The organism is Palleronia sediminis, assembly GCF_004358695.1.
In the GTDB taxonomy this organism is placed as follows: Bacteria; Pseudomonadota; Alphaproteobacteria; order Rhodobacterales; family Rhodobacteraceae; genus Palleronia; species Palleronia sediminis.
The window spans coordinates 11991-33367 of sequence record NZ_SNAA01000010.1 but is presented as its reverse complement, the minus strand read 5'-3'; the positions used below and the strand labels follow the sequence as shown (position 1 = coordinate 33367).

20 protein-coding genes are annotated in these 21377 nt (G+C 68.7%); 11 read left to right on the top strand and 9 right to left on the bottom strand.

The window, feature by feature from the left end; genetic code table 11:
• Window positions 1-56: 56 nt before the first annotated feature.
• The 6 genes from derI to E2L08_RS09945 are packed head-to-tail and all read right to left on the bottom strand — an operon-like array spanning window position 57 to window position 6353.
• Window positions 57-515 carry a D-erythrulose-4-phosphate isomerase gene (gene derI, locus E2L08_RS09970; RefSeq protein ID WP_133396933.1) on the bottom strand — a complete coding sequence of 153 codons (459 nt, stop codon included), beginning with the start codon at window positions 513-515 and terminating at the stop codon, window positions 57-59.
• 11 nt (window positions 516-526) lie between these two features.
• Window positions 527-1300, bottom strand: a complete 774-nt coding sequence (locus E2L08_RS09965; protein ID WP_133396932.1) for a triose-phosphate isomerase — start codon at window positions 1298-1300, stop codon at window positions 527-529.
• A 42-nt stretch (window positions 1301-1342) separates the two neighbouring features.
• Entirely contained in the window at window positions 1343-2299 is a 957-nt protein-coding gene (locus tag E2L08_RS09960) for a sugar-binding transcriptional regulator (protein WP_133396931.1), read from the bottom strand.
• 42 nt (window positions 2300-2341) lie between these two features.
• Entirely contained in the window at window positions 2342-3274 is a 933-nt protein-coding gene (locus tag E2L08_RS09955) for a TIM barrel protein (protein WP_133397024.1), read from the bottom strand.
• A complete protein-coding gene (locus tag E2L08_RS09950; RefSeq protein WP_133396930.1) occupies window positions 3274-4782 on the bottom strand; it encodes a glycerol-3-phosphate dehydrogenase in 1509 nt (502 codons plus the stop codon). Before E2L08_RS09950 ends, E2L08_RS09955 begins: the two co-directional genes overlap by 1 nt.
• A 2-nt stretch (window positions 4783-4784) precedes the next feature.
• The gene (locus E2L08_RS09945; RefSeq protein WP_133396929.1) at window positions 4785-6353 is read right to left on the bottom strand and encodes an FGGY-family carbohydrate kinase; all 1569 of its coding nucleotides are present in this window, start codon (window positions 6351-6353) and stop codon (window positions 4785-4787) included.
• Between the two features lie 363 nt (window positions 6354-6716).
• Between E2L08_RS09945 and E2L08_RS09940 the strand changes: the two genes are divergently transcribed.
• From E2L08_RS09940 to E2L08_RS09925, 4 genes are all read left to right on the top strand, one after another.
• Window positions 6717-7310 (top strand): DUF2291 domain-containing protein, encoded by a 594-nt coding sequence (locus E2L08_RS09940; RefSeq protein WP_240758186.1) that lies wholly within the window; start codon window positions 6717-6719, stop codon window positions 7308-7310.
• On the top strand, window positions 7310-9643 hold the full coding sequence (locus tag E2L08_RS09935; protein WP_133396927.1) for an ATP-binding cassette domain-containing protein: 2334 nt from the start codon (window positions 7310-7312) through the stop codon (window positions 9641-9643). The genes E2L08_RS09940 and E2L08_RS09935 overlap by 1 nt, the downstream gene beginning before the upstream one ends.
• Window positions 9640-10704 (top strand): ABC transporter permease, encoded by a 1065-nt coding sequence (locus tag E2L08_RS09930; RefSeq protein ID WP_133396926.1) that lies wholly within the window; start codon window positions 9640-9642, stop codon window positions 10702-10704. Before E2L08_RS09935 ends, E2L08_RS09930 begins: the two co-directional genes overlap by 4 nt.
• A 97-nt stretch (window positions 10705-10801) precedes the next feature.
• A complete protein-coding gene (locus tag E2L08_RS09925; RefSeq protein WP_133396925.1) occupies window positions 10802-11749 on the top strand; it encodes a D-ribose ABC transporter substrate-binding protein in 948 nt (315 codons plus the stop codon).
• A gap of 86 nt (window positions 11750-11835) precedes the next feature.
• Here E2L08_RS09925 and E2L08_RS09920 read toward each other — a convergent pair whose 3' ends face one another.
• A complete protein-coding gene (locus E2L08_RS09920; protein ID WP_133396924.1) occupies window positions 11836-12738 on the bottom strand; it encodes a dihydrodipicolinate synthase family protein in 903 nt (300 codons plus the stop codon).
• 154 nt (window positions 12739-12892) lie between these two features.
• Between E2L08_RS09920 and E2L08_RS09915 the strand changes: the two genes are divergently transcribed.
• The 7 genes from E2L08_RS09915 to nagB are packed head-to-tail and all read left to right on the top strand — an operon-like array spanning window position 12893 to window position 18827.
• Complete coding sequence (locus tag E2L08_RS09915) at window positions 12893-13639, top strand: FCD domain-containing protein (RefSeq protein WP_133396923.1); 747 nt, start codon at window positions 12893-12895, stop codon at window positions 13637-13639.
• Between the two features lie 45 nt (window positions 13640-13684).
• A complete protein-coding gene (locus tag E2L08_RS09910) occupies window positions 13685-14647 on the top strand; it encodes a sialic acid TRAP transporter substrate-binding protein SiaP (RefSeq protein WP_133396922.1) in 963 nt (320 codons plus the stop codon).
• A gap of 54 nt (window positions 14648-14701) precedes the next feature.
• Window positions 14702-15181 (top strand): TRAP transporter small permease, encoded by a 480-nt coding sequence (locus E2L08_RS09905; RefSeq protein ID WP_133396921.1) that lies wholly within the window; start codon window positions 14702-14704, stop codon window positions 15179-15181.
• The gene (locus E2L08_RS09900) at window positions 15178-16452 is read left to right on the top strand and encodes a TRAP transporter large permease (RefSeq protein WP_133396920.1); all 1275 of its coding nucleotides are present in this window, start codon (window positions 15178-15180) and stop codon (window positions 16450-16452) included. Before E2L08_RS09905 ends, E2L08_RS09900 begins: the two co-directional genes overlap by 4 nt.
• Before the next feature lie 4 nt (window positions 16453-16456).
• Window positions 16457-17140: an N-acetylmannosamine-6-phosphate 2-epimerase gene (locus tag E2L08_RS09895; protein ID WP_133396919.1), complete on the top strand. Its 684-nt coding sequence runs from the start codon at window positions 16457-16459 to the stop codon at window positions 17138-17140.
• A complete protein-coding gene (locus E2L08_RS09890) occupies window positions 17140-18048 on the top strand; it encodes an ROK family protein (RefSeq protein ID WP_133396918.1) in 909 nt (302 codons plus the stop codon). The genes E2L08_RS09895 and E2L08_RS09890 overlap by 1 nt, the downstream gene beginning before the upstream one ends.
• A complete protein-coding gene (gene nagB / locus E2L08_RS09885) occupies window positions 18045-18827 on the top strand; it encodes a glucosamine-6-phosphate deaminase (RefSeq protein WP_133396917.1) in 783 nt (260 codons plus the stop codon). Before E2L08_RS09890 ends, nagB begins: the two co-directional genes overlap by 4 nt.
• Before the next feature lie 16 nt (window positions 18828-18843).
• On the opposite strand, the gene E2L08_RS09880 is transcribed toward nagB, so the two are convergent.
• Both E2L08_RS09880 and wrbA read right to left on the bottom strand, forming a co-directional pair.
• The gene (locus tag E2L08_RS09880; protein ID WP_133396916.1) at window positions 18844-20748 is read right to left on the bottom strand and encodes a monovalent cation:proton antiporter-2 (CPA2) family protein; all 1905 of its coding nucleotides are present in this window, start codon (window positions 20746-20748) and stop codon (window positions 18844-18846) included.
• Entirely contained in the window at window positions 20741-21343 is a 603-nt protein-coding gene (wrbA, locus tag E2L08_RS09875) for an NAD(P)H:quinone oxidoreductase (protein WP_133396915.1), read from the bottom strand. Before wrbA ends, E2L08_RS09880 begins: the two co-directional genes overlap by 8 nt.
• Window positions 21344-21377: the final 34 nt, after the last annotated feature.

Sequence of the window (21377 nt, the reverse complement as noted above, 5' to 3'; positions counted from 1 at the left end):
TCAGCGGGGGGCGGGGACGCGTGGATGCGGCCCCGCCCGGCGATCGGCCGCCGCGCCTAGCGGTCGCGGTTATACTTTGCGTCCACCTCGTCGATGGCCCGGACGCTGCCGGCGGACCGTCCCTCGGGGTCGAAGGATGCGGCGAGGAACGCATCGGCGATGTCCTTGGCCAGTTCCGGTCCGATGACGCGCGATCCCATGGTGATGATCTGGGCGTTGTTCGAGGTGGCCGCCTTGCCCGCCGAATAGGTGTCGTGGCATTGCGCGGCGCGGATGCCCGGCACCTTGTTGGCCGAGAGGCAGACGCCGATCCCGGTGCCGCAACACAGGATGGCGCGCTCGTATTCGCCCGCCAGCACGGCCTTGGCGACGCGTTCCGACAGGTTGGCATAGAAGGCATCCGGGCCAGCATCGGTATGCGAGATCTCGGACACGTCATGCGCGGCGCCGAGGTGATCGGCCAGGATCCGGGCGAGGCCTTCGCCGGCGGTATCGCCGGCAACTGCGATTTTCATGGGTGGTCCTTTCAGGTTTCGAGTGTGGCGGCGCAGCGGCCGAGAATGTCGAGATAGCCCTCGACCGACCAGGCCGAGCGCCCGATGAAGAGCCCGTCGATATGCGGGCAGGCGATGAGTTCGGCGCAATTCTCGGGGTTTACCGAGCCGCCGTAAAGGCAGGGCACGCGCCGCCCCAAGAGGTCGGCGGCCAGTTCCCCGATCTCGGAATGGCGGGCATCGGCGTAATCCGAGGTTGCCGGGATACCGTTTTCGCCGATGGCCCAGACGGGCTCGTAGGCCAGCAGGATCGGCGCGGCCCGAGCCTCGCCCGAAAGCCCGCCAAGGGCCCCGCGGACCTGCGCGGCCAGCGTTTTGGCCGCCGCGCCGGCCTCGCGTTCGGCCAGCGTCTCGCCGATGCAGATCAGCGGAACCAGCCCGTGCCTTATCGCCGCCGCAGTCTTGAGGCCCACCGTCTCGTCGGTCTCGCCGAAATGTTCGCGCCGTTCGGAATGGCCCAGCTCGACCAGGTCCAGCCCGCAATCGGTGAGCATCGCGGGCGAAATCTCGCCGGTCCAAGCGCCGGCATCGGCCCAGTGCATGTTCTGCGCGCCCACCTTGACGGACGTGCCGGACAGGATCGCGGCCACCTCGCGCACGGCGGTGAAGGGCGGGATCACGAAACGCTGGATGCGCGGGTCGCGCCCGGCATCGGCCTCGGCCAGCGCGCGGGCGAAGTCTTGCGCCTCGGCGAGGGTCTTGTTCATCTTCCAGCTCGTGCCGATCCAGTATTGCGGCCGGGTCATGTGGCGTCCTTTCGTGTTGCCGGTGCGATGTTCCGATCAATGTCACCCATCGAGAAGCCGCCCGGCCGTGCGTTCGTCGGTGATCAGCCCGCTCAGCCGCCCGCTGGCCAGAACCGCGCGGATCGCGGCCACCTTGGACGGCCCACCGGCCAGCGCGACGATGCGATCGTCGCGGGTTTCGTCCAGCGACACGGCGAGGGTGCGCGCGGTCAGCGGCGTTTCGAGCACCGCGCCGTCGGGTGTAAAGAAATGGCCCAGCATCTCGCCCACGCCGCCCGCCTCCGAGATCGCCGCGATATCCGGCATCCCGATCATGCCCGAGGTGACGAGTTGCGTCTCGGCCTCGACGGTGCCGATCCCCACGATCTTGAGCGGTGCGGTCTCGGCCAGCCGGAACACGTCGGCCACCCCGCGCTGGGACAGCAGAACCTCGCGATCCTCGGCGCTGTTGGCGAAAAAGGGCACCGGCATCACATAGGCGCGCGCCCCGGTCTTTTCGGCCAGGAGGTGCATCACGTCATGCGGGTTGGCGGCGAAATTGCGCGTGAGCCCGCCCAGCAGCGAGACGAAGCTCAGCCCCGCGGTGTCGAGCCGGGGCATGGCGCGCACGGCGGCGGCCAGCGTGCGCCCGTGCCCGATGCCGATGGTCGTCTCGGTATCGCAGTCGAGCCACCGGCGCAGCCGCGAGGCGCCGGCGCGGCCGAGCGCCCGCAGGGGCAGGCCGTCCTCGTCGAGATCGGGCGCGACCTCGCAGGTCTCCAGCCCGAACCGCGCGCAAAGCGCCTGCTCCATCTCGATCGTCTCGATGATCTCGCCCTCGATGCTGACCTTGACGGCGCCATCGGCGACGGCGCGCGCGATCAGCCGGTGCGCCTTGACCGACGGCACGCCCAGCCGCTTGGCCACCTCGGCCTGCCGCAGCCCGCCGACATAGTGCAGCCACGCGGCGCGGATCGCCAGCGACCGCTCGGCATCGCCCGAGATGCGATCCCGGCTCACGGGCGGCGGCCCGTCCGGCGGGCAGGGGGGCGGGGCGCGCGCTCAGACATTCAGATCGCGCGCGCCGGTGTCGATATGCGGGGCCCAGAAGGCCACGCTTTCGGCGATATGCGGAATTACCTGCCGGTCGTTCGGCTCGCGTTCCTTGAATGACAGCTCGAGGCAGATCTCGTTGTCGACGGCCCCGCCCTCGGCCAGCGCGGAGAGTAGCGGTTCGGGCTGTATGGCGCCGCGCGCGTTGAACTCGGCGGTAAAGGGGCGGTGGCCGGACTTGTCCATCATCGACTGCTTGATATGGATGATCGGGCTGACCGGCGGAACGGCGCGCGCCCAGGCATAGGGGTCGGTATCGGCCGGATCGGACGAGGTCACGTCGCCGTGGTCGATATCGGCCATCATCCACATCGGCAAAGCCATGTCCGCGGCCGACAGCCGGTCCTGCAACGCCATCGCCTCGGCGATGGTCTCGCCGAACTCGCGGCCGACGCTCATCGGCTCCCAGAACAGGTATTCGAGCCCGGCGGCTTTCGCGTGTTCGGCCACCTCGGCCCAGCAGTCGATGGCGATCCGCACAAGCTCTTCGCGGCGGGCGCGGTCGTCGTAATCGCGAAAGGTCAAGATGGCGAATTGCGTGCCAACCGATGACCCGCCCAGATCGCCGATGATGTCGGCGAAGGTCTTGAACCAGTCGACGTAATAGCGGCGCACGTCCCGGTCGGGGTGGCCGAAATGGTTGAGCCTGCCGTAAGGCCCGGTCATGCCCGACGTGACCCGTGCGCCGGTGCGGTGCAGCGCCGCCCCCATCCCGCGCGTGAGCCGCCGGATCACCGGGGCGGGCCAGCCGGGATTGATGAACTCGTGCGTCAACTGGATGTCGCGAATGCGGATGTCGCGGGCGATGGCGTCGATCAGGTCGCCCGGCTCGGCAAAGCGGTTGACCAGCGGATTGGTGTTCAGCGACAGGGTAAGGGCCATCATGCCGCCTCGGCGCGGGACTGGAACCAGGCGGTGAACTCGGCCTGTTCGGCCTCGCTCAGATGCAGGCGGTGCTTGGTGCGGCGCCACAGGATATCCTCGGCCGTGCGCGCCCATTCGTGTTCGACGAGATAGGCGACCTCGGCCTCGTGGAGCGTGCCGCCGAAATGCCGCCCCAGCCCCTCGAGCGAGGTGGCATCGCCCACGATCATCGCGACGCGGCTGCCATAGAGCCGCCCGTAATGCTGGCGCAGCGCGCGCGGCATCCACGGGTAATCCTGTTTCATGCGGTTGCGGAACGCCTCGTAATCCGCGTTCTCGAGATCGCCGCCGGGCAGCGGCGCGGTCTCGGTCCAGTCTCCGCCCATGGCGGGGAAATGCCGGGCGATCCGGTGCATCCCGCGCTCGGCAAGCTCGCGGAAGGTGGTGATCTTGCCGCCGAAGATGTTGAGCATCGGCGCCCCGCCCGTCTCGTCGAGGTCGAAGACGTAGTCGCGCGTCACCGCCGAGGGGTTGCCCTGCCCGTCGTCGAAAAGCGGCCGCACGCCCGAAAAGGTCGTGAGCACGTCGTCGCGGGTGAGCTGTTCCTTGAAATACCGGTTCACGGCGTCGATGAGGTACTGTACTTCGGATTCGTCGGCCGTCACGTCCTCGGCCCGGCCCTCGTAGGCAATGTCGGTCGTGCCGATCAGGGCCTTGTCGCGCTCGTAGGGGTTGATGAAGATCACGCGCCGGTCGTGGTTCTGCACCAGGTAGGCGTTCTCGCCCTTCCAGAACTTGGGCACGACGATATGGCTGCCCTTGACGAGGCGCACGTTGCGGGCCGAGTTCGAGCCCGCCACGCGATTGACCACATCCGTCACCCACGGCCCGGCCGCGTTGACCAGCATCCGGGCCTCGAACTCGCGGGTTTCGCCGGTCATGGTATTGCGCGTGGTGACGCGCCAGATATCGCCCTCGCGCCGGGCCGAGATACAGGGCGAGCGCGTCAGGACCGTCGCCCCCCGCTCGGCCGCGTCGACCGCGTTCAGGATAACGAGCCGCGCGTCGTCGACCCAGCAATCGGAATATTCGAACCCGCGCGTGTAGTCGTCCTTGAGCGCGGCGCCCTCGGGGTCGCGCCTGAGGTCCAGCATCCGCGTTCCGGGCAGCTTTTTGCGGCCGCCGAGATTGTCGTAGAGAAACAGGCCCAGCCGAACCAGCCAGGCGGGGCGGTCCTGAGGGCTGTGGGGCAGCACGAAGCGCATGGGCCAGATGATATGGGGCGCGTTGCGCATCAGCACCTCGCGTTCGATCAGCGCCTCGCGCACCAGCCGGAACTCGTAATATTCGAGATAGCGCAGCCCGCCATGCACCAGCTTGCCCGACCGCGACGAGGTGCCTTCGGCCAGGTCGTCCTTTTCGCACAGCACGACGCTCAGCCCCCGGCCGGCCGCGTCGCGCGCGATCCCCGCGCCGTTGATGCCGCCGCCGATCACGAAAAGGTCGATCCGGGAACTGTCGGTCATGCTCATGCTCCTTGTGCGGCGCGCGCGGTGGCCAGCCCGCTCCAGACGGGCGACAGGCCGTCGCGCGCCTGGCGGTAATTGGCGAAAAGGGTGTCGTAGACGGGCACGAGCCGCGGATCGGGCGGCTCGGGGGCGCCCAGCAGGGGCGTGGTCCACTCGGCGATGCAGGATTCCATCGTGTCGTAGGCGCCGATGGCGACGGCGGCCATCATGGCGCAGCCCGCCGCCCCCGCCTCGTCGCGCGACGACACCCGGACGGGGATGTTCAGCGCCGCGGCCAGAACCTCGCGCAGCGCGGCCGAGCGGGCGGCGCCCCCGGTCAGGCGCAGCTCGGTCGGCATCGCGCCCATCGCGGCGTAGCAATCGCGCGCGGCCATGCCGAGCCCCTCGATCACGGCGCGGATCACGTCGGCAAAGCGGTGCGACGCGCCGAGGCCCACGAGGCTCGCCCGCGCGTCGGCATCGACAAAGGGGCCGCGTTCGCCGGCCTCGGAGATATAGGGATGATAGACCAGCGTGCCGGGACGCGCGCGCGCCATCCAGCCGTCGATGCGCGCCACCAGGTCGTCATGCGAGGGGGCCGCGCCATGCTCGGCCAGCAGATCCTGCGCCAGCGCCAGCGCCCAGTCGATGTTCAGCGTCGCGGCCATGTTGGTCTGCACCTGCGTCACCCGGTCGGGGGCGGGCAGGCAGATGACATAGCCCGTGCCTTCGGCGTTGAGGTGAACCGCGTCCGCGGTGACGGCGCGCATATGCACCCCGGTCGAGCCGACCGTCGAGCAGGCCGCGCCCGCGTCGCCGGTATAGACCCCGGCGCCCAGCGCCGTCATCACCATGTCGACGAACCCCAGCGAAACGGGCGTGCCCGCGCACAGGCCCGTCGCCGCGGCCGCCTCGGGCGTCAGGGGCAGGACGGTGCGCGACCCGTCGAGGATCTCGGGCAACAGGTGGCGGCGATGGTCCAGCCCGAGCGCACCGATCACCGTGTCGCTGTAGCGGCGGGTGCGAAAGTCGCCGAAGGTAAAGCTCGCCTCCGAGGGGTCGGTCGCCCGCACGCCGGTGAGGTTGAGAAAGAGCCAATCCTTGCAGTGCAGCGCGACCTCGGCCCGGTCGAGCAATTCGGGCGCGGTCCGGTCCATATGGGCCATCTGCGCGCCCTGCTGGCAGGTGTTGAGCCCGGTTCCCGTCGCCACGAACCGCGCGCGTTCGTCCGGCCCGGCGGCCAGGCGGCGCACCGTGGGCGCGGCCCGCGCGTCGAGCCAGAGCCACGCGTCGCCCACAGCCTCGTTGCCCGCGCCGACAAGCCAGGTGCCGTCGCCCTGCCCGGTCAGCGCGACCGCCGCCGTGCGCGCGGCCAGCCCGTCGACCTTGTCGCCCAGGGCCCGCAGCGCCTTGGCGCAATCGGCACATGTGCGCGGCAGCGATTGCGTGGCCGAGCCGTCGGGGCCGGTATCGTAGACGTTGCGCACGGCAGCCGAGGCGATCTGGCGCCCGCCAAGATCGAAGGCCACGGCCTTGATGACCGAGGTGCCCGCGTCGATTCCGACGATCAGATCAGAAGACCCGGCCACTGGGCGCTCCGTTCTTGCTGGCTGTCATGCCGTCCTCCTCGCGGTGCGGGACCGGTCCGCGGATCGAACGGGCTTTCGTCGATCTCCGCACGGCCCCTCCGAGCCCGCAGAAAGGGATGTAACATGGAAAAGTTGCTTGTCGTGAAAATTTTTGCAGACAGCGTAATTTTTTTCACCTAGGCTGATCTGACGCACCGGATCGGCATCCGGCACCGGGGGGAGCATCCGGTATCGGCCGCACATGCGCGCATCCGGGCGAAACGGGATCTTTCCCGGCCGGTATCTGAGGGGGGTATGTCCGCCATGGCAATGACAGGCACAGCGTCCGCCAGCGCGACCAGATCCACGCGGCGCAAGGCCGTCGTGGGTATTCTCGCGGTCGTGCTGCTGGGGGCTATCGCGCTCGATACGACCGTCGTCTCGATCGGCGGCGAGCAGGACATGCGCCAGCAGGCCTTCGACCCCGATGCCTTCGGCGCCGAGCATTTCCCCCGCATCCGCGAGTTCGTCATGGACCGCTCGCCCGAGGCGGCGCAGCTCGCCACCGATCTGGCCGCCGACAAGGCCGCCGCCGTGGCCGAATACGGCACGATGGCCGGGGCGTTTCCGGTCATGGCCGTGACGCTGACCGGCACGGTCGGCGAGGGCAATTCCGGCATCTTCACGATCGACGTGCCCGACATGCCCGAGGGAACGGCCATCCGCGTGCAGACCGGACCCGCGATCAACGGCACCGAGCTGCGCGACGTGATCGGCGATATCGAGTTCGGCGCATTCAAGAACCAGATCGAGTACCAGGACGCGGGCGCGGGCATCAACCGCGCCATGGCGGCCGAGGTTCTCGAAGGTCTCGACCGCGCGGCGCTGAGCGGAAAGACCGTGACCGTCACCGGCGCATTCACCATGATCAATCCCAAGAACTGGCTGGTGACGCCGGTCGATCTCGAGGTGGAGTGATGGCGCGGGCTCAGCTTGCCGATGCCCCGGACGCGGCCCCCGATACGGCCGAGGTTGTGCTGGCCGCGCGCGACGTGTCCAAGAGCTTCGGCGCCGTCGAGGCGCTAAAGGGCGTCAATTTCGACGTGCATCGCGGGCGGGTCACGACGCTGTTCGGCGAGAACGGCGCGGGCAAATCGACCCTGATGAAGATCCTGTCGGGCGTCCATTCGCCCACCAGCGGCGAGCTGATCCTCGACGGCGTTCCGGTCGTCATCGGCTCCACGGTCGAGGCGCGCGAGCTCGGCATCTCGATCATCCACCAGGAACTGTCGCTCGCCCCGAACATGACCGTGCGCGACAACATCTTCATGGGGCGCGAGATCACGCGCGCGGGCCAAGTCGATTTCGCCGAGGAAGAACGCCAGTGCCGCGCGCTGATGGAGGAACTCGAAGAGGATATCGACCCGCTCACCCCGGTCGAGCAGCTTCGCCTCGGTCAGCAGCAGATCGTCGAGATCGCGCGCGCCCTGTCGGTCAATTCCCGCATCCTCATCATGGACGAACCGACCTCGGCGCTGTCGGCGGCCGAGGTCGAGGTGCTTTTCAAGGTGATCCGCGACCTCAAGGCGCGGGGCGTCTCGATCGTCTATATCTCGCACCACCTCGAAGAGGCGCTGACCATAACCGATCATGCCGTCGTGCTGCGCGACGGGATCATGACGGCCTATGCCCCCCGGTCCGAGATCGACCTGGAATGGATCGTGCGCAACATGGTGGGCGAGAATTTCGACCTCGGGTCGCCGCCCACCGGCTACGCGTTCGGCGAGGTCGCGCTGTCGGTGCGCGACCTGACCATCCCCGCGCCGGGCATATCAGGGTATCACGTGGTCGACCGCCTGTCGCTCGACGTGCGGCAGGGCGAGATCGTGTGCATCTACGGGCTGATGGGCGCCGGTCGCACCGAACTCATGGAATGCGTGGCGGGCCGGCTTCCGGCCGACGGGGGCGAGGTCCGTCTGCACGGGCGCAACCTCGACGGGCTCTCGATCGCGCAGCGCATCGAGGCGGGGCTGGTCCTGACGCCCGAGGATCGCCAGCGCGACGGGCTGGTGCAGACGATGACGGTCGGGCACAACCTGTCGCTCGCCTCCATCGGCAGTTTTACCCGCGCTTTTCTGACCTCCCGCAGTGCCGAGCGCGAGATCGTCGACCGGGCCATCCGCGAGGTGACGATCAAGACCGATGGCGGTGACGCGCCCATCGGGTCGCTGTCGGGCGGGAACCAGCAAAAGGTCGTCATCGGCAAGATGCTGGCGACGAAACCCTCGGTCGTGCTGCTCGACGAGCCGTCGCGCGGCATCGACATCGGCGCCAAGGCCGAGGTGTTCCGCCTCTTGGCCGAGGGCGCGCGGCAGGGCCTTGCGGTGGTCTATTCGACCTCGGAGGTCAGCGAATGCCTGTCCATCGCCCACCGCATCCTTGTGATGCACAAGGGCCGGATCTCGGCCAGTTTCGGGCCGGATGCCACGAAAGAGCAGATCATGGCCGCCTCGGGCGAGGTCGATCTGGGCCAGACCCTCGCCGCGGCCCACGGGCTCGACCGCTGCGAGGTCGTCGAGGATGCGACGGGCGACGAAACGCCTGACGCGCTCGCGGCCGCGGGTGCCCGGTTTCTCGCGGCCGAGATCGCGCGCGGGCGTGACGGCGTGATCGGGGTCGGGTATGGGCGCATGCTGTCGTCCTGCGTCGCGGCCCTGCCCGAGACGCGCGCCCCCGATCTCAGGCCCGTCGGGATGACCGGCGGGGCCGGGGCTGACGCGAGTGCCACGACCATCGCCCGGCATCTGGCGCGGGCGGTCGGGGCCGACGCGGTCGGCATCGAGGCGCCCTTTGTCTTTGCCACCGCCGCGGATCGCGATGCGGCGATGGCGCGCGACGATGCGCGGCGGGCGGCCGAGTTTGGCGCCCGCGCCGATCTGGTCGTCGCCACCATCGGCACCACGACGCCCGAGGCCGAGACGGTCGCGAGCGGCAGGATCGACGCGGCCGAGATGGAGCGGGTGGCCCAGGCAGGCGGCGTCGCCGAGTTGCTGGGCCATTTCTTCGACAAACGCGGCCAGCCGGTCTGTCCCGACCTCACCGCGCGCATCGCGACCCTGCCGCTGGACCGGCTCGGGACGCGCCGCATCGTGGCCATCGCAGGCGGGCCAGACACGGCCGAGGCGATCAAGGCAATTCTCGAAAGCGGCCTGCTCGGCGGGCTGATCGTCGACGAGCCGACGGCTCGGGCGATCGTCGACATGGACAAGCCCGCGGCGACGCGGCACGGAAACGGAGCCCTCGACACATGACCGGCGTGACCACCGACAAGAAACACGGCGCCCGCGGGCCCGTCGCCTCGATCTTTGGCGAGGACGCCAATATCGTGCAGGTATTGCTCGAAGGGCGGGCCTTTTTCGCCCTGATCGCCATCATCGCGATCTTTTCGATCCTGTCGGAAAACTACTTCAGCCTGTCCAACTTCCTGATCATGACGTCGCAGGTCGCGATTTTCGGGCTGCTGTCGGTGGGGATGCTGCTGGTGATCTTGTCGGGCGGCATCGACCTTTCGGTCGGCTCGACGCTGGCGCTCTGCGGCGTCTTTGCCGGTTTCCTCATGCAGGGGGTCGAGATCGAGGCGCTGGGCGTCATCCTCTATCTGCCGGTCTGGGCGGTGGTCGTCTGCACCCTGGCCATGGGTGCGCTGGTGGGCGTGGTGAACGGCGTGCTCGTCGCCTTTTTCAAGGTGCCGGCCTTCGTCGCGACGCTGGGCTCGCTTTATGTCGCGCGGGGCGCGGCGCTGCTGATGACGAACGGGCTGACCTTCAACAACCTGTCGGGCCGGCCCGAGCTGGGCAATACCGGGTTCGAATGGTTGGGCTTCAACCGGCTCTGGGGCGTGCCGATCAGCATCTTCGTACTGACGGCCGTGGCGCTGGCGGCGCATTTCACCCTGACGCGCACGGCCTTCGGGCGCTGGCTCTACTCGACGGGCGGCAACCCGCGCGCGGCCGAGCTGTCGGGCGTGCCGGTGAAATCGGTTCAGGTCTGGGTCTATGTCCTGTCGGGGATCTGCGCGGCCATCGCGGGCATCGTGCTGAGCTCGCAACTGACCTCGGCGGGGCCGACCGCGGGATCGACCTACGAACTGACGGCCATCGCCGCGGTCGTGGTCGGGGGCGCGTCGCTGATGGGCGGCCGGGGTACTGTGCAGGGCACGCTGCTGGGCGCATTCGTGATCGTGTTCCTCGGCGCGGGGCTCGTCATCGTGGGCGTCAGCTCGTACTGGCAGACCGTTTTCACCGGCGCGGTCATCGTGCTCGCGGTCATGCTCAACTCGATCCAATACGGGGGCAAGGCCCGCAAGGCCTGAGACCCGTGACCCGTTTCGCGCATCATCGGGCGAGGAGGCCCGACGCGAAGACCGCCGGACGACCGGCATCCACCACACCCCAAGGGAGACCCGAGAGATGATGAAACTTACCAAGCGGACGCTGCTGGCCGCCGTGGCCACGCTGCCCCTGATGGCCGGATCGGCCTGGGCCGAGGGCCTGATCTCGATCATCGTGACCGACCCCGCCAACCCCTACTGGTTCACCGAGGGCGAAGTGGCCAAGAATACCGCCGAGGAACTGGGCTACGAGGCCAACGTCTCGGCGCACAAGGGCGACACGAACACCGAGTCGAACCTGATCGACGCGGCCATCACCAACGGCGCCAAGGCGATCATCCTCGACCCGGCCAATGCCGACGGCTCGATCGGCGTGGTCCGCAAGGCGACCGAGGCCGGGATCCCCGTCTTTCTCGTGAACGCCGAGATCAACGAAAGCGGCATCGCCATCGCGCAGCTCGTGTCGAACAACGCGCAGGGCGCCGCGCTGGGCGCGGTCAAGTGGCAGGAGCTGGTGGGCGATTCGGCCAAATATGTCGAGTTCTTCGGCAACCCGGCCGACAACAACGCCGCCACCCGGTCGAACGGCTACAACACCGTTCTCAGCCAGTATCCCGACCTCGAGAAGGTCGCGCAGGAAGTGGCCAACTGGGACCGCACGCAGGGCTACAACAAGATGCAGTCCATCATCCAGGCGAACCCGCAGATCGACGCGGTGATCTCGGGCAATGACGAGATGGCGCTGGGTGCCATCGCGGCGCTGAAAGAGGCCGGCAAGAACGAAGGCGTGATCGTCGGCGGCTTCGACGGCTCGCCCGACGCGGTCGAGGCGGTCCGGTCGGGCGACATGGCCTATACCGTGCTTCAGCCGGTCGCGGTCTTTGCCCGCGAGGCCGTCATCCAGGCCGATCACTACATCAAGAACGGCGAGCCGATGGTCGCCGAGGAAAAGCAGCTTTTCGACTGCGTGCTGATCACCCCCGAGAACGTGGACAACTACACCGCCCCGTTCACCCTGTCCGAATGATCGGCTGAACCCATCCGGGCGCATATCCCCATGCGCCCGGACCCCCGCCCCGCGAAAGCGGGACGGGGTCTTTCACCGGCCGCCGGTCATGCCAGCCAGGGCGCGACCTCGGGTCGGTCGAGCACGGCGCGCATGTGGGCTTCGGCCGCGTCTCGGGACATGCGCAGCGCCATGGGCGCGCGGGTCGGGCCGCATTCGATACCGAGCACGCGGAACGCGACCTTCATGCCGGGCAGCACGCCCGTCTCCAGCAGCGCCTCGACGAAAATCTGCGAGACATCCTGCAATTCCTGCGCGCGGGCCAAGTCGCCGCCCCGCAGCGCCGCGTCGAGCGCGACGTAGAGCTTGCCGAGGATGTTGTAGGTCGTGCCGATCCCGCCATCGGCCCCCAGCACGCCCCCGGTCAGGTAAATTTCGTCGAAGCCGAAGAAATAGCTGATATCGGGGCGCCGGCGGCGCAGCATCGAGAACTTGAACAGGTCCGTCGAGGTGAACTTGATGCCCTCGACATTGGGCAGGTCGAGGATGCGCACCAGCGCGTCGAGCGGGATGGGCCGGCCGGTGCGCACGGGCACCTCGTAGACGATGAGCGGCAGGTCGGTGGCCTGCGCCAGCGCGCGGTAATAGCCCTCGATCTCGTCATCGCCGAACGGGTAGGAATGGGGCGGCAGGGCCGACAGGCCGTGATAGCCCAGATCCGCCGCACGCTCGGCCAGGCGGATCGAGTCGCGCAGGTTGGGCATGCCGACATGGGCGATCAGCCGCGCGCCGCTGTCGCGGGCGCAATCGGCGACGACATCCTGCTGCGCCGCCAGCTCGTCGACACCCAGGAGGCCCGATTCGCCGCTGCTGCCCCCGACATAGAGCCCCTTGAGCCCCTGTTTCAGCCCATAAGCGGTCAGGTCGCGCTGGCGGGCCTCGTCGAACTCTCCGGCATCGTCGAGGCCGGTCATCAGCGCGGCATACATGCCAGTCATTCGTTCGGTCATGGGGCGTCCGCTTTCCTATCCATGCTGCAAATCGGCACGTCCGGTATGAGCCATCCGGCGGCCAGGGATCGTCCGGCCACATTCTACAGGGGCGCAATTTAGTTTGACAAGGTTTCATTCTGGTCATACCAAAAATCGGACGGAGGAGGAGCCCGTGACTGACAAGACCGACACCCCGGACGAGGTCCAGCGCCGCGCGCCCGACCTGATCGCCGATACGCTCATCGCCGAGATCCGGGGCGGCACCTTTCCGCCCGATGCCCCCCTGCCCACCGAACGCGACCTCTGCGAACGCTTTTCCGCCTCGCGGCCCACGGTGCGCGAGGCGCTCGCGCTGATGCAGATGCGCGGCTATGCGAGTGCCGGCGCCGGACGCCGCCCGCGCGCCGCGCTGCCCTCCATCGCGGGTATCCTCAGGGGCGCGGGCGATCATATCCGCGAGATCTTCGGCGATGCCGAGAGCGGCGCCCATCTCGAACAGATGCGCCAGTTCATCGAGACCGGCGCCGCCCGCGACGCGGCCAAGCGCGCCGACAACGTGCAGCTCGCCAAGCTACAGACCGCGCTCAAGGACAATTTCGACGCGGTCGGCACCGCGCGCTTTGCCGCGACCGACATCGCGTTTCACCGCGCGCTCGTGTCGGTCGTGGGCAACCCGGTGATCCTGACGCTGCACGACATGTTCGTGAGCACGATGATCGCCCACCGCCCGCCCACCGACGACGCGATGCGCTATGACCGGATCGCCTATGACGAGCATCGGCTGATCTACCAGGCGATCCTCGACGGCGACGTACTGACCGCCACCGACATCATGGACCGCCACCTCGCGCGGTCCTATCGCGCCCGTCTCGAGGCACCGCGCCTGCCGTCCGACAAGGATGCCGCAAGGGCGCATTGACCATCGGCGGCCCGCGCCGCCCCCGTTGCAACCAAGGAGGAAACGATGAAACTGACGACCGGACTTCTCGCCTGCGCGGCGACCCTTGCCCTGTCCGCCCCGGCCATGGCCGAGCGCGAACTGACCTTCGGGCTTCAGGACAACGAAAGCTCGAACGTCTACAAGGGCGCGCAGGAATTCGCCGAGCGGCTCGAGGAAATCTCGGGCGGCGAGCTGACGGTGAACCTGTTCCCGTCCTCGACGCTGGGCGATTTCAAGTCGATGGTCGCGCAGCTTCAGGCGGGCGAGCTCGACATGGTCATCACCGGCTATCCCGACATGAGCTACATCATCCCCGAGCTGAACCTGATCGGCGCGCCCTATGTCGCGGATGATTTCGATCACCTCCAGACCATCATCGACGGCGACTGGGGCCAGGAAATGGCCGCCAGGTTCGAGGAGAACGGCGTTCACCTGCTCGACGTGTGGTATTACGGCACCCGCCAGACCACCGCGAACCGCGCCATCGAGTCGATCGACGACATGGAAGGGCTGCGGATGCGCACGCCCAACGTGCCTTTCCTGATCGCCTATGCCGAGAATGTCGGCGCCACCCCGGCGCCCGTCGCCTTTGCCGAGGTCTATCTCGCGCTTCAGACGAACCAGGTCGACGCGCAGGAAAACCCGCTGCCGACCATCGAGGCGATGAAGTTCTACGAGGTCCAGAGCCATGTCGCGATGACCAACCACTTTGTCGCATCGGCCGCCGTACAGATCTCGAACGACCTGTGGAACGAGCTCAGCGACGAGGAAAAGGGCTGGATCGACGAGGCGGTCGAGGCCGGCGGCGAGCTGAACGACGACCTGACCGAGCAGGCCGAAGAGGACCTGATCGCCACCTTCGAAGAGCGCGGCCTGACCATCAGCCGGCCCGACCTCGCGCCCTTCCGCGAGGCGATGCAGCCCTATTACGACACGCTCGAGCAAGAGTTCGGCGAAGGTGCCATCGCCCGCGTGCGCGGCGAATGATCCGATGCCCCGCGGCGCGGGCCGCGGGGCGTTTCACGCGGCCGGAGGGCGAGCATGACGTCGAAACGTAGATACAGCGTCGAAGGCATCGTCGCCTCGGCGATCTTCATCGCCCTGATCGGCATCGTGCTGATCCAGGTGTTCGGCCGCACGCCGCTGTTTCGCGGCCCCGTCTGGACCGAAGAGGCGGCGCGCTGGCTCTGGGTGTGGATGGCCTTCGTCGCCATCGCCGAGGTCGAGCGGCAGGACGGCCAACTCAGGATGGCCTTTCTCGCCGACCTGCTGCCCGCGCGGGCGCGGCTCTGGCTCTACACGGCGATCGACCTCGTCTATCTCGGGATCATGGGCCACCTGGCCTGGATCGGTTACAAAACCGTCCTGCGGACGTGGAACAACACGACCGTGACGCTGCCCACGACCGACGCGCTGCTCTATGCCTCGGGGATGGTCGCGGCCGTCCTCGTCGTCCACCGGATCGTACGCCGCCTGATCGGACGGCGCGACCTGTCCGTAACGCGGGAGCCGTCGCTATGATCCTGACCGTCGTCGGCATCTCGTGGCTGTTCTTCGTGCTGATCGGCGTCCCCATCGGGATCGCCATGATCTTTGTCTCGATGGGCTATTTCTATTACACCGGCATGGGCATCGGTTTCGCCATGCAGCGCATGGTGGACGGGCTGAACAGCTTTCCGCTGCTGGCCGTGCCGCTCTTCATCCTCGCGGCCGGTGTGCTGAACTCGGCCGGGATCACGAACCATCTCTTCGGTTTCGCGCGCAGCCTCGTGGGTCATGTGACCGGCGGGCTCGGCCATGTGAACGTGCTGGCCTCTCTGTTCTTCTCGGGCATGTCCGGCTCGGCGCTGGCCGATGCGGGGGGCCTCGGCAAGATGGAGATCGAGGCCATGCGCGATGCCGGCTACGACGACGATTTCGCCGGTGCCGTCACCGCCGCCTCGTCCATGATCGGCCCGCTGGTGCCGCCCTCGATCACGATGGTGCTTTATGGCGTCATCGCGAACGTCTCGATCGGCAAGCTGTTTCTCGGCGGCATCGTTCCGGGCTTTCTGTGCGCCGCCGCGCTGATGACGATGGTCTGGTTCATCGCCCGCAAACGCGACTATCCCCGCGATCCGCGCCGCAGCGCGGGCGAGATCGGGACGCTTTTCGTGAAATCGCTGCCCGCGCTGCTGACCCCGGTCGTCATCGTCGGAGGCATCTTCTCGGGGCTGTTCTCGCCCACCGAGGCGGCGGCGGTCACGGTGCTCTACGCGATCCTGATCGACCTCGTGTTCTACCGCGAACTCACCTTCCGGCGGCTTTGGGATGCGATCTACGATACTACCGTCACCTCGGCCTCGATCGCGACCATCGTCGCGGGCGTGGCGCTGCTCAGCTTCATCATGGCGCGCGAACAGGCGCCGCAGCAGATCGCGACCTTTTTCCTGTCGATCGCCGACAGCCCGCTGACCTTCCTGATCGCGGTCAACGTGATGATCTTTTTCCTCGGCTGCTTCATCGAGGCGCTGGTCATCCTGCTGGTCGTGGTGCCGATCCTCGTGCCGGTGGCCGCGGGGTTCGGGATCGACCCGGTGCATTTCGGGATCATCACCGTGCTCAATCTGATGATCTCGATCCTGACGCCGCCGATGGGCATGGCGCTATTCGTCGTCGCGCAGGTCGGCGGCATCCCGTATCAGCGGCTGGCCCGCGCGATCCTGCCATGGCTGATCCCGCCCTTCGTGGTGCTGATCCTCGTTTGCACCTTTCCCGTTCTTTCGACGGGGCTTCCGAGCCTGATGGATTGACGCGATGAACGTACTCGATGCCTTGCGCGGCGGTCTCGTCGTGTCCTGCCAACCCGTCGATGACGGCCCGCTCGACCGCCCCGAGATCGTCGCGGCGATGGCCGCCGCGGCCGCGGCCGGCGGTGCCGCCGGTCTGCGGATCGAGGGGGTCGCCAATCTTGAGGCCACGCGGCGGTGCGTCGACCTGCCCATCGTGGGGATCGTCAAGCGCGACCTCGCGGATAGTCCGGTGCGCATCACGCCCTTTGCCGAAGATGCGCGCGCATTGGTGCGGGCGGGGGCTGATATCGTGGCCTATGACGCGACCGACCGGCCCCGTCCCGAGACGACGGCGGCGATCCTCGCCGAGATCCACGCCGCCGGTGCGCTGGCGATGGCCGATTGCGCCACGCGCGCCGACGCAGAGCGCGCCCTGCGCCAAGGTGCCGGGATCGTCGGCACCACGCTTTCGGGATATACCGACGAGACCGCGACCGACAGCGACGATGTCGACACCGACCTGATTTCCGCCTTCCGGGCGTTGGGCGGGTTCGTCATGGCCGAGGGCCGGGTGAACACGCCCGACCGGGCGGCGCGCGCGATGGCGGCGGGGGCCGACGCGGTGACGGTCGGCACGGCGCTGACCCGGCTCGAGATCATGACCGGCTGGTTCGCCGACGCGGTCCGCCAGGCCGCCGGGCGGCGCTGATGCGGCCCGTGGCCCGCGAGACGCTGAGCGGCTTTGCCGCCGATCTGGGCGGCACCAAGATCGCCGCCGCCCGGATCGAGGGCGGCGCCGTGGCCGAGCGATTGCAGACCGCCACCGACGGCGCCGCCGACCCCGATGCCCAGGTCGAGGCGATCGGCGCCCTGCTCGACCGGCTCGGCCATCGCCACGGTGCACCGCTCGGCGTGGCGGTCGCGGGGCGGGTCGATGCGGCGGGATGCTGGCACGCGGTCAACCGCGGCATCCTTGCGGCCATCGACGCGGTTCCGCTGGGCGAAAAGCTCGGCCGGGCCTTCGGCGGGGGAACCGCGCTCAACGATGCGGATTCCGCGGCCCTGGCCGAGGGCCTGTTCGGCGCGGGGCGCGAGAGCGACAGCTTTGCCTATCTCACGGTCTCGACCGGCGTCGGCGGCGGGCTTGTCCTGGGCAACCGCCTGATCTCGAGCGGGAACGGCATGGCCGGTCACGTGGGCTTTGTCTCGAGCCGGCACGCAAGCGGCCCCTGCGGCAGCGGACGGCGCGGCACGGTCGAAAGCATCGCGGGCGGGCGGGCCATCGCGGCCGCCGCCGCCGCGGCGGGGCAGGATGTCGCCGATGCCCGCGCGGTGTTCGCGGCGGCCGATGCGGGCGCGTCATGGGCCGAGCGCATCGTCGACGCTTCGGCCGGGGCGGTGGCCACGCTGATCGGCGATCTCGCCGCCATCCTCGGCACCGATACCGTAGCCCTGGGCGGCAGCATCGGGCTTGCCCCCGGCTATCTCGACCGCGTAGGGCACGCGCTTGGGGCCGAGCCCGCGCTGTTCCGCCCGCGCCTCGTCCCCGCCGCCCTGGGGCATGACGCCCCGCTGATCGGTGCGCTCGCCGCCCGTCTCGGAAAGGACACGACATGAAGGTTCTCATCCTCCCCGATGAACAGGCCGCCGTGGACCGCGCCGCCGATATCGTCGCGCGGACCGTTCGCGACGCGCCCGACGCGGTTCTGGGGCTGGCGACCGGGGGGACGATGCTGCCCCTGTACGAGACATTGGCGCAGCGCCATGCGGCGGGCGATGTGTCCTTTGCCCGAACGGTGAGTTTCAACCTTGACGAGTATATCGGCCTGCCGCCCGAGCATCCCTGTTCCTATCACAGCTACATGCGCGAGGCGTTTTTCGACCGGGTCGATATCGACCCGTCGCGCACCCATCTGCCGCGGGGCGATGCGCCCGATCCGCAGGCGGCCGCGCGGGATTACGAGGCGGCGATCGAGCGGGCGGGCGGCATCGACCTGCAATTGCTGGGCATCGGGCGCAACGGGCATATCGGGTTCAACGAACCGACCGCCAGCCTGGGCTCGCGCACGCGGATCAAGACGCTGACCGACAGTACCCGGCAGGCGAACCGGCGCTATTTCGACTCGTTCGACGAGACGCCCCGCTATGCGATCACGATGGGCGTCGCCACGATCCTCGCGTCGCGTGCCTGCCTGCTGCTGGCCACCGGCGCGGCCAAGGCCGATGCCGTTGCCCGCATGGTCGAAGGCCCGCTGAGCGCGGCCTGCCCGGCCTCGGCGCTTCAGCTTCATGCAAAGGCCACCGTGGTTCTCGACCGCGAGGCGGCCGGCGCGCTCGAGCTGGTGGGCTATTACGAGACCGTCCACCCCGAGGGGCGGGACACCGTTTTCGACTGAAGGGGCCGCGTTCCGGTCAGTCGCGGTCGAGCGGTTCGGGCGCGATGGCCGAGACGATGGCATCGCGTTCGGTCCGGTCCCGCGCGGCCGCGACCTGTTCGTCGAGACGCGCGGCATCGCGGCGGCGCACCCGGTCGACGACCTCGGCGGCCTCGTCCTCGGGATAGCCGAGCGCGCGCAGCGTCGTGGCCCCGAGCGACAGCGCCGACAGCAGCGTCTCGCGCATGATCGCATCGGTCGGGACACCTTCGCCCGCGAGCCGGACGGCGTGGATCCGGTCATGGGCGCGCACCGTCAGGGCCGCGTTGGCGAAACGGCGGCGCACGATCCGGGCGATCCGCAGCGTCGTCGCGGGATCGTCGGTCGCGATCACGATGGCCCGCGCCCGTGCCGCGCCCGCGGCCTGCAACACTTCGGGCCGGGTACCGTCGCCGAAATGCACGCGCTGGTCGAACTGCCGGGCCTCGCGGATGCGGTCGGCATCGTGGTCGAGCAGCGTGACAGCGATGCCCTCGGCGATCAGCGGTTGCGCGACGAGCTGCCCGACCCGGCCAAAGCCTATGACCAGAACCGACCCGTCCGCATCCGAGAAATCCTCGTCCAGCGTCTCGGGGGCCTTGCGCCCCATGACGAGCCGATAGGCCCGGTCGGATTGCGACGACAGCGCCATGGACAGGGTGACGATGGCCACGGCCACCGACGACACGTCGCCCGGCAGGATCATCGCCGAGCTTGCGGCGGCGAACAGCACGAAGCCGAACTCGCCATGCTGGCCCATGGCAAAGGCGATGCGCAGGGCCACGGGATGCGGCGTGCCGAAAGCGCGATTGACGACATAGGCACCGAGCGCCTTGAGCGTGACGGTGACGGGCACGGCCAGCAGGATCGTCAGCCAGTATTCGGCCACCGCGCCGAGATCGAGCGAAAGCCCGACCGCGACAAAGAAAAGCCCCATGAAAAGGCCGCGGAACGGCTCGATATCGGCCTCGACCTCGTGGCGAAAGGACGACTCGGCCAGCATCACGCCGGCGATGAAGGCCCCCATGGCATAGGACAGCCCCGCCGAGGCCATGACCAGCGCGGCAAAGACGACCACCCCGAGGGCGGCCGCGGTCATCAGCTCGGGCGTCCGGGTGCGGGCCACTACGCGAAAGATCGGATCGAGCGCGTAGCGCCCCACGGCGATCAGCACCGCGATGGCGCCGATCCCGATGGCGACGGCGCGGGCGTCTCCGGCCAGCGACGCCTCGCCCCCCGAGGGGGCCAGTAGCGTGACCAGCAGCAGGAATGGAACGATGGCCAGATCCTCGAACAGCAGCACGGCGATGGCGGTCTGCCCGAAGGGCGAATTGCGCTCGCCGCTTTCGTCGATCCCGCGCATGACGAGCGCGGTGGAGGACAGCGCCAGCCCCAGCCCGAGGATCAGCGCCACGCGCCAGTCGAGCCCGGCCAGCAGCCCCGCGCCCGTCAGCAGGATGCCGCAGGTCGCGACCTGCGCCAGACCCCGGCCAAAGATGGTGCCGCGCATCTCCCACAGGCGGGCGGGTCGGAACTCCAGCCCGATCACGAAAAGGAAAAGCACCACGCCGAACTCGGCGAAGTGCAGCAACTGATCGGGATCGCGGGTGAACGAGATCGACAGCGCGGCACCGGCCACGACCCCAGCGGACAGGTAGCCGATGACCGTGCCAAGCCCCAGCGCGCGCGACAAAGGCACGAACAGGCAGGCCAGCGCGATCAGTGCGAGCGCGGCGAGAAACCCGAGCTCGAGCCCGACAAGGCCAAAGACCGCGGCGCCGTCCGGCGGCGTCGCGGCCAGGGCGGGCCCGCCGGCGGCCGAAGCCATCGCGACGAGCACCGCCGGCAGGACGGGCCGCGGCGGTGCGCGGCCGCGACCCGGTTCGGGAATGGCGTCAGCCATCGCTCCGGTTCAGCTTTTCGGCGACCTCGACGAGGCGGCGGGCCTGGTGGCCGATCGCGGTCTTGACCTCGTCGGTGAACTCGGCCCCGACCGTGTGGCTGTAGCCGTAGGGGTTGCCGCCGGTCTTGTAGATGACCTCGTCGGTATAGCCGGGCGCGACCACGAAGCCGCCCCAATGCATGACGGTGGTATAGAACGAGCCCAGCGTCGTTTCCTGTCCGCCATGGGTGTTCTGGGCCGAGGTCATGGCCGAGACGGGCTTGCCGGCGAGGCCGCCCTTGAACCAGACGCCGCCCAGCGTGTCGATGAAGGCGCGCATCTGGCTGGCCATGACGCCGAACCGCGTCGGCGCCGAGATCAGGTAGGCATTCGCCCATTCCATGTCCTCGGGCGTCGCGTCGGGAACGTCCGAGGACCGCTCGGCCTGCGCGGCCCAGGCGTCGGTTCCGGCGACGACCTCGGCGGGGGCGGTCTCGGGGGCCTTCAGCAGCCGCACCTCGGCCCCGGCGGCCTTCGCGGCCTCGGCGGCGATGGAGGCCATCTGGTGGTTCGTGCCGTAGCTCGAGTAATAGACGATGGCGAGTTTGACGGTCATGTCGTTTCTTCCTGTCCGTTGGGGTGGTTGAAAT

Excerpts from the sequence above, each read along its gene's own strand:
- E2L08_RS09910 (WP_133396922.1), top strand. The coding sequence starts at position 13,685 with ATGAAACTGACGACCGGACTTCTCGCCTGCGCGGCGACCCTTGCCCTG.
- E2L08_RS09905 (WP_133396921.1), top strand. The coding sequence starts at position 14,702 with ATGACGTCGAAACGTAGATACAGCGTCGAAGGCATCGTCGCCTCGGCG.
- E2L08_RS09955 (WP_133397024.1), bottom strand. The coding sequence starts at position 3,274 with ATGGCCCTTACCCTGTCGCTGAACACCAATCCGCTGGTCAACCGCTTT.
- E2L08_RS09935 (WP_133396927.1), top strand. The coding sequence starts at position 7,310 with ATGGCGCGGGCTCAGCTTGCCGATGCCCCGGACGCGGCCCCCGATACG.
- E2L08_RS09965 (WP_133396932.1), bottom strand. The coding sequence starts at position 1,300 with ATGACCCGGCCGCAATACTGGATCGGCACGAGCTGGAAGATGAACAAG.
- E2L08_RS09895 (WP_133396919.1), top strand. The coding sequence starts at position 16,457 with ATGAACGTACTCGATGCCTTGCGCGGCGGTCTCGTCGTGTCCTGCCAA.
- E2L08_RS09900 (WP_133396920.1), top strand. The coding sequence starts at position 15,178 with ATGATCCTGACCGTCGTCGGCATCTCGTGGCTGTTCTTCGTGCTGATC.
- E2L08_RS09920 (WP_133396924.1), bottom strand. The coding sequence starts at position 12,738 with ATGACCGAACGAATGACTGGCATGTATGCCGCGCTGATGACCGGCCTC.
- E2L08_RS09925 (WP_133396925.1), top strand. The coding sequence starts at position 10,802 with ATGATGAAACTTACCAAGCGGACGCTGCTGGCCGCCGTGGCCACGCTG.
- E2L08_RS09890 (WP_133396918.1), top strand. The coding sequence starts at position 17,140 with ATGCGGCCCGTGGCCCGCGAGACGCTGAGCGGCTTTGCCGCCGATCTG.
- E2L08_RS09930 (WP_133396926.1), top strand. The coding sequence starts at position 9,640 with ATGACCGGCGTGACCACCGACAAGAAACACGGCGCCCGCGGGCCCGTC.
- E2L08_RS09880 (WP_133396916.1), bottom strand. The coding sequence starts at position 20,748 with ATGGCTGACGCCATTCCCGAACCGGGTCGCGGCCGCGCACCGCCGCGG.
- E2L08_RS09950 (WP_133396930.1), bottom strand. The coding sequence starts at position 4,782 with ATGACCGACAGTTCCCGGATCGACCTTTTCGTGATCGGCGGCGGCATC.
- wrbA (WP_133396915.1), bottom strand. The coding sequence starts at position 21,343 with ATGACCGTCAAACTCGCCATCGTCTATTACTCGAGCTACGGCACGAAC.
- derI (WP_133396933.1), bottom strand. The coding sequence starts at position 515 with ATGAAAATCGCAGTTGCCGGCGATACCGCCGGCGAAGGCCTCGCCCGG.
- nagB (WP_133396917.1), top strand. The coding sequence starts at position 18,045 with ATGAAGGTTCTCATCCTCCCCGATGAACAGGCCGCCGTGGACCGCGCC.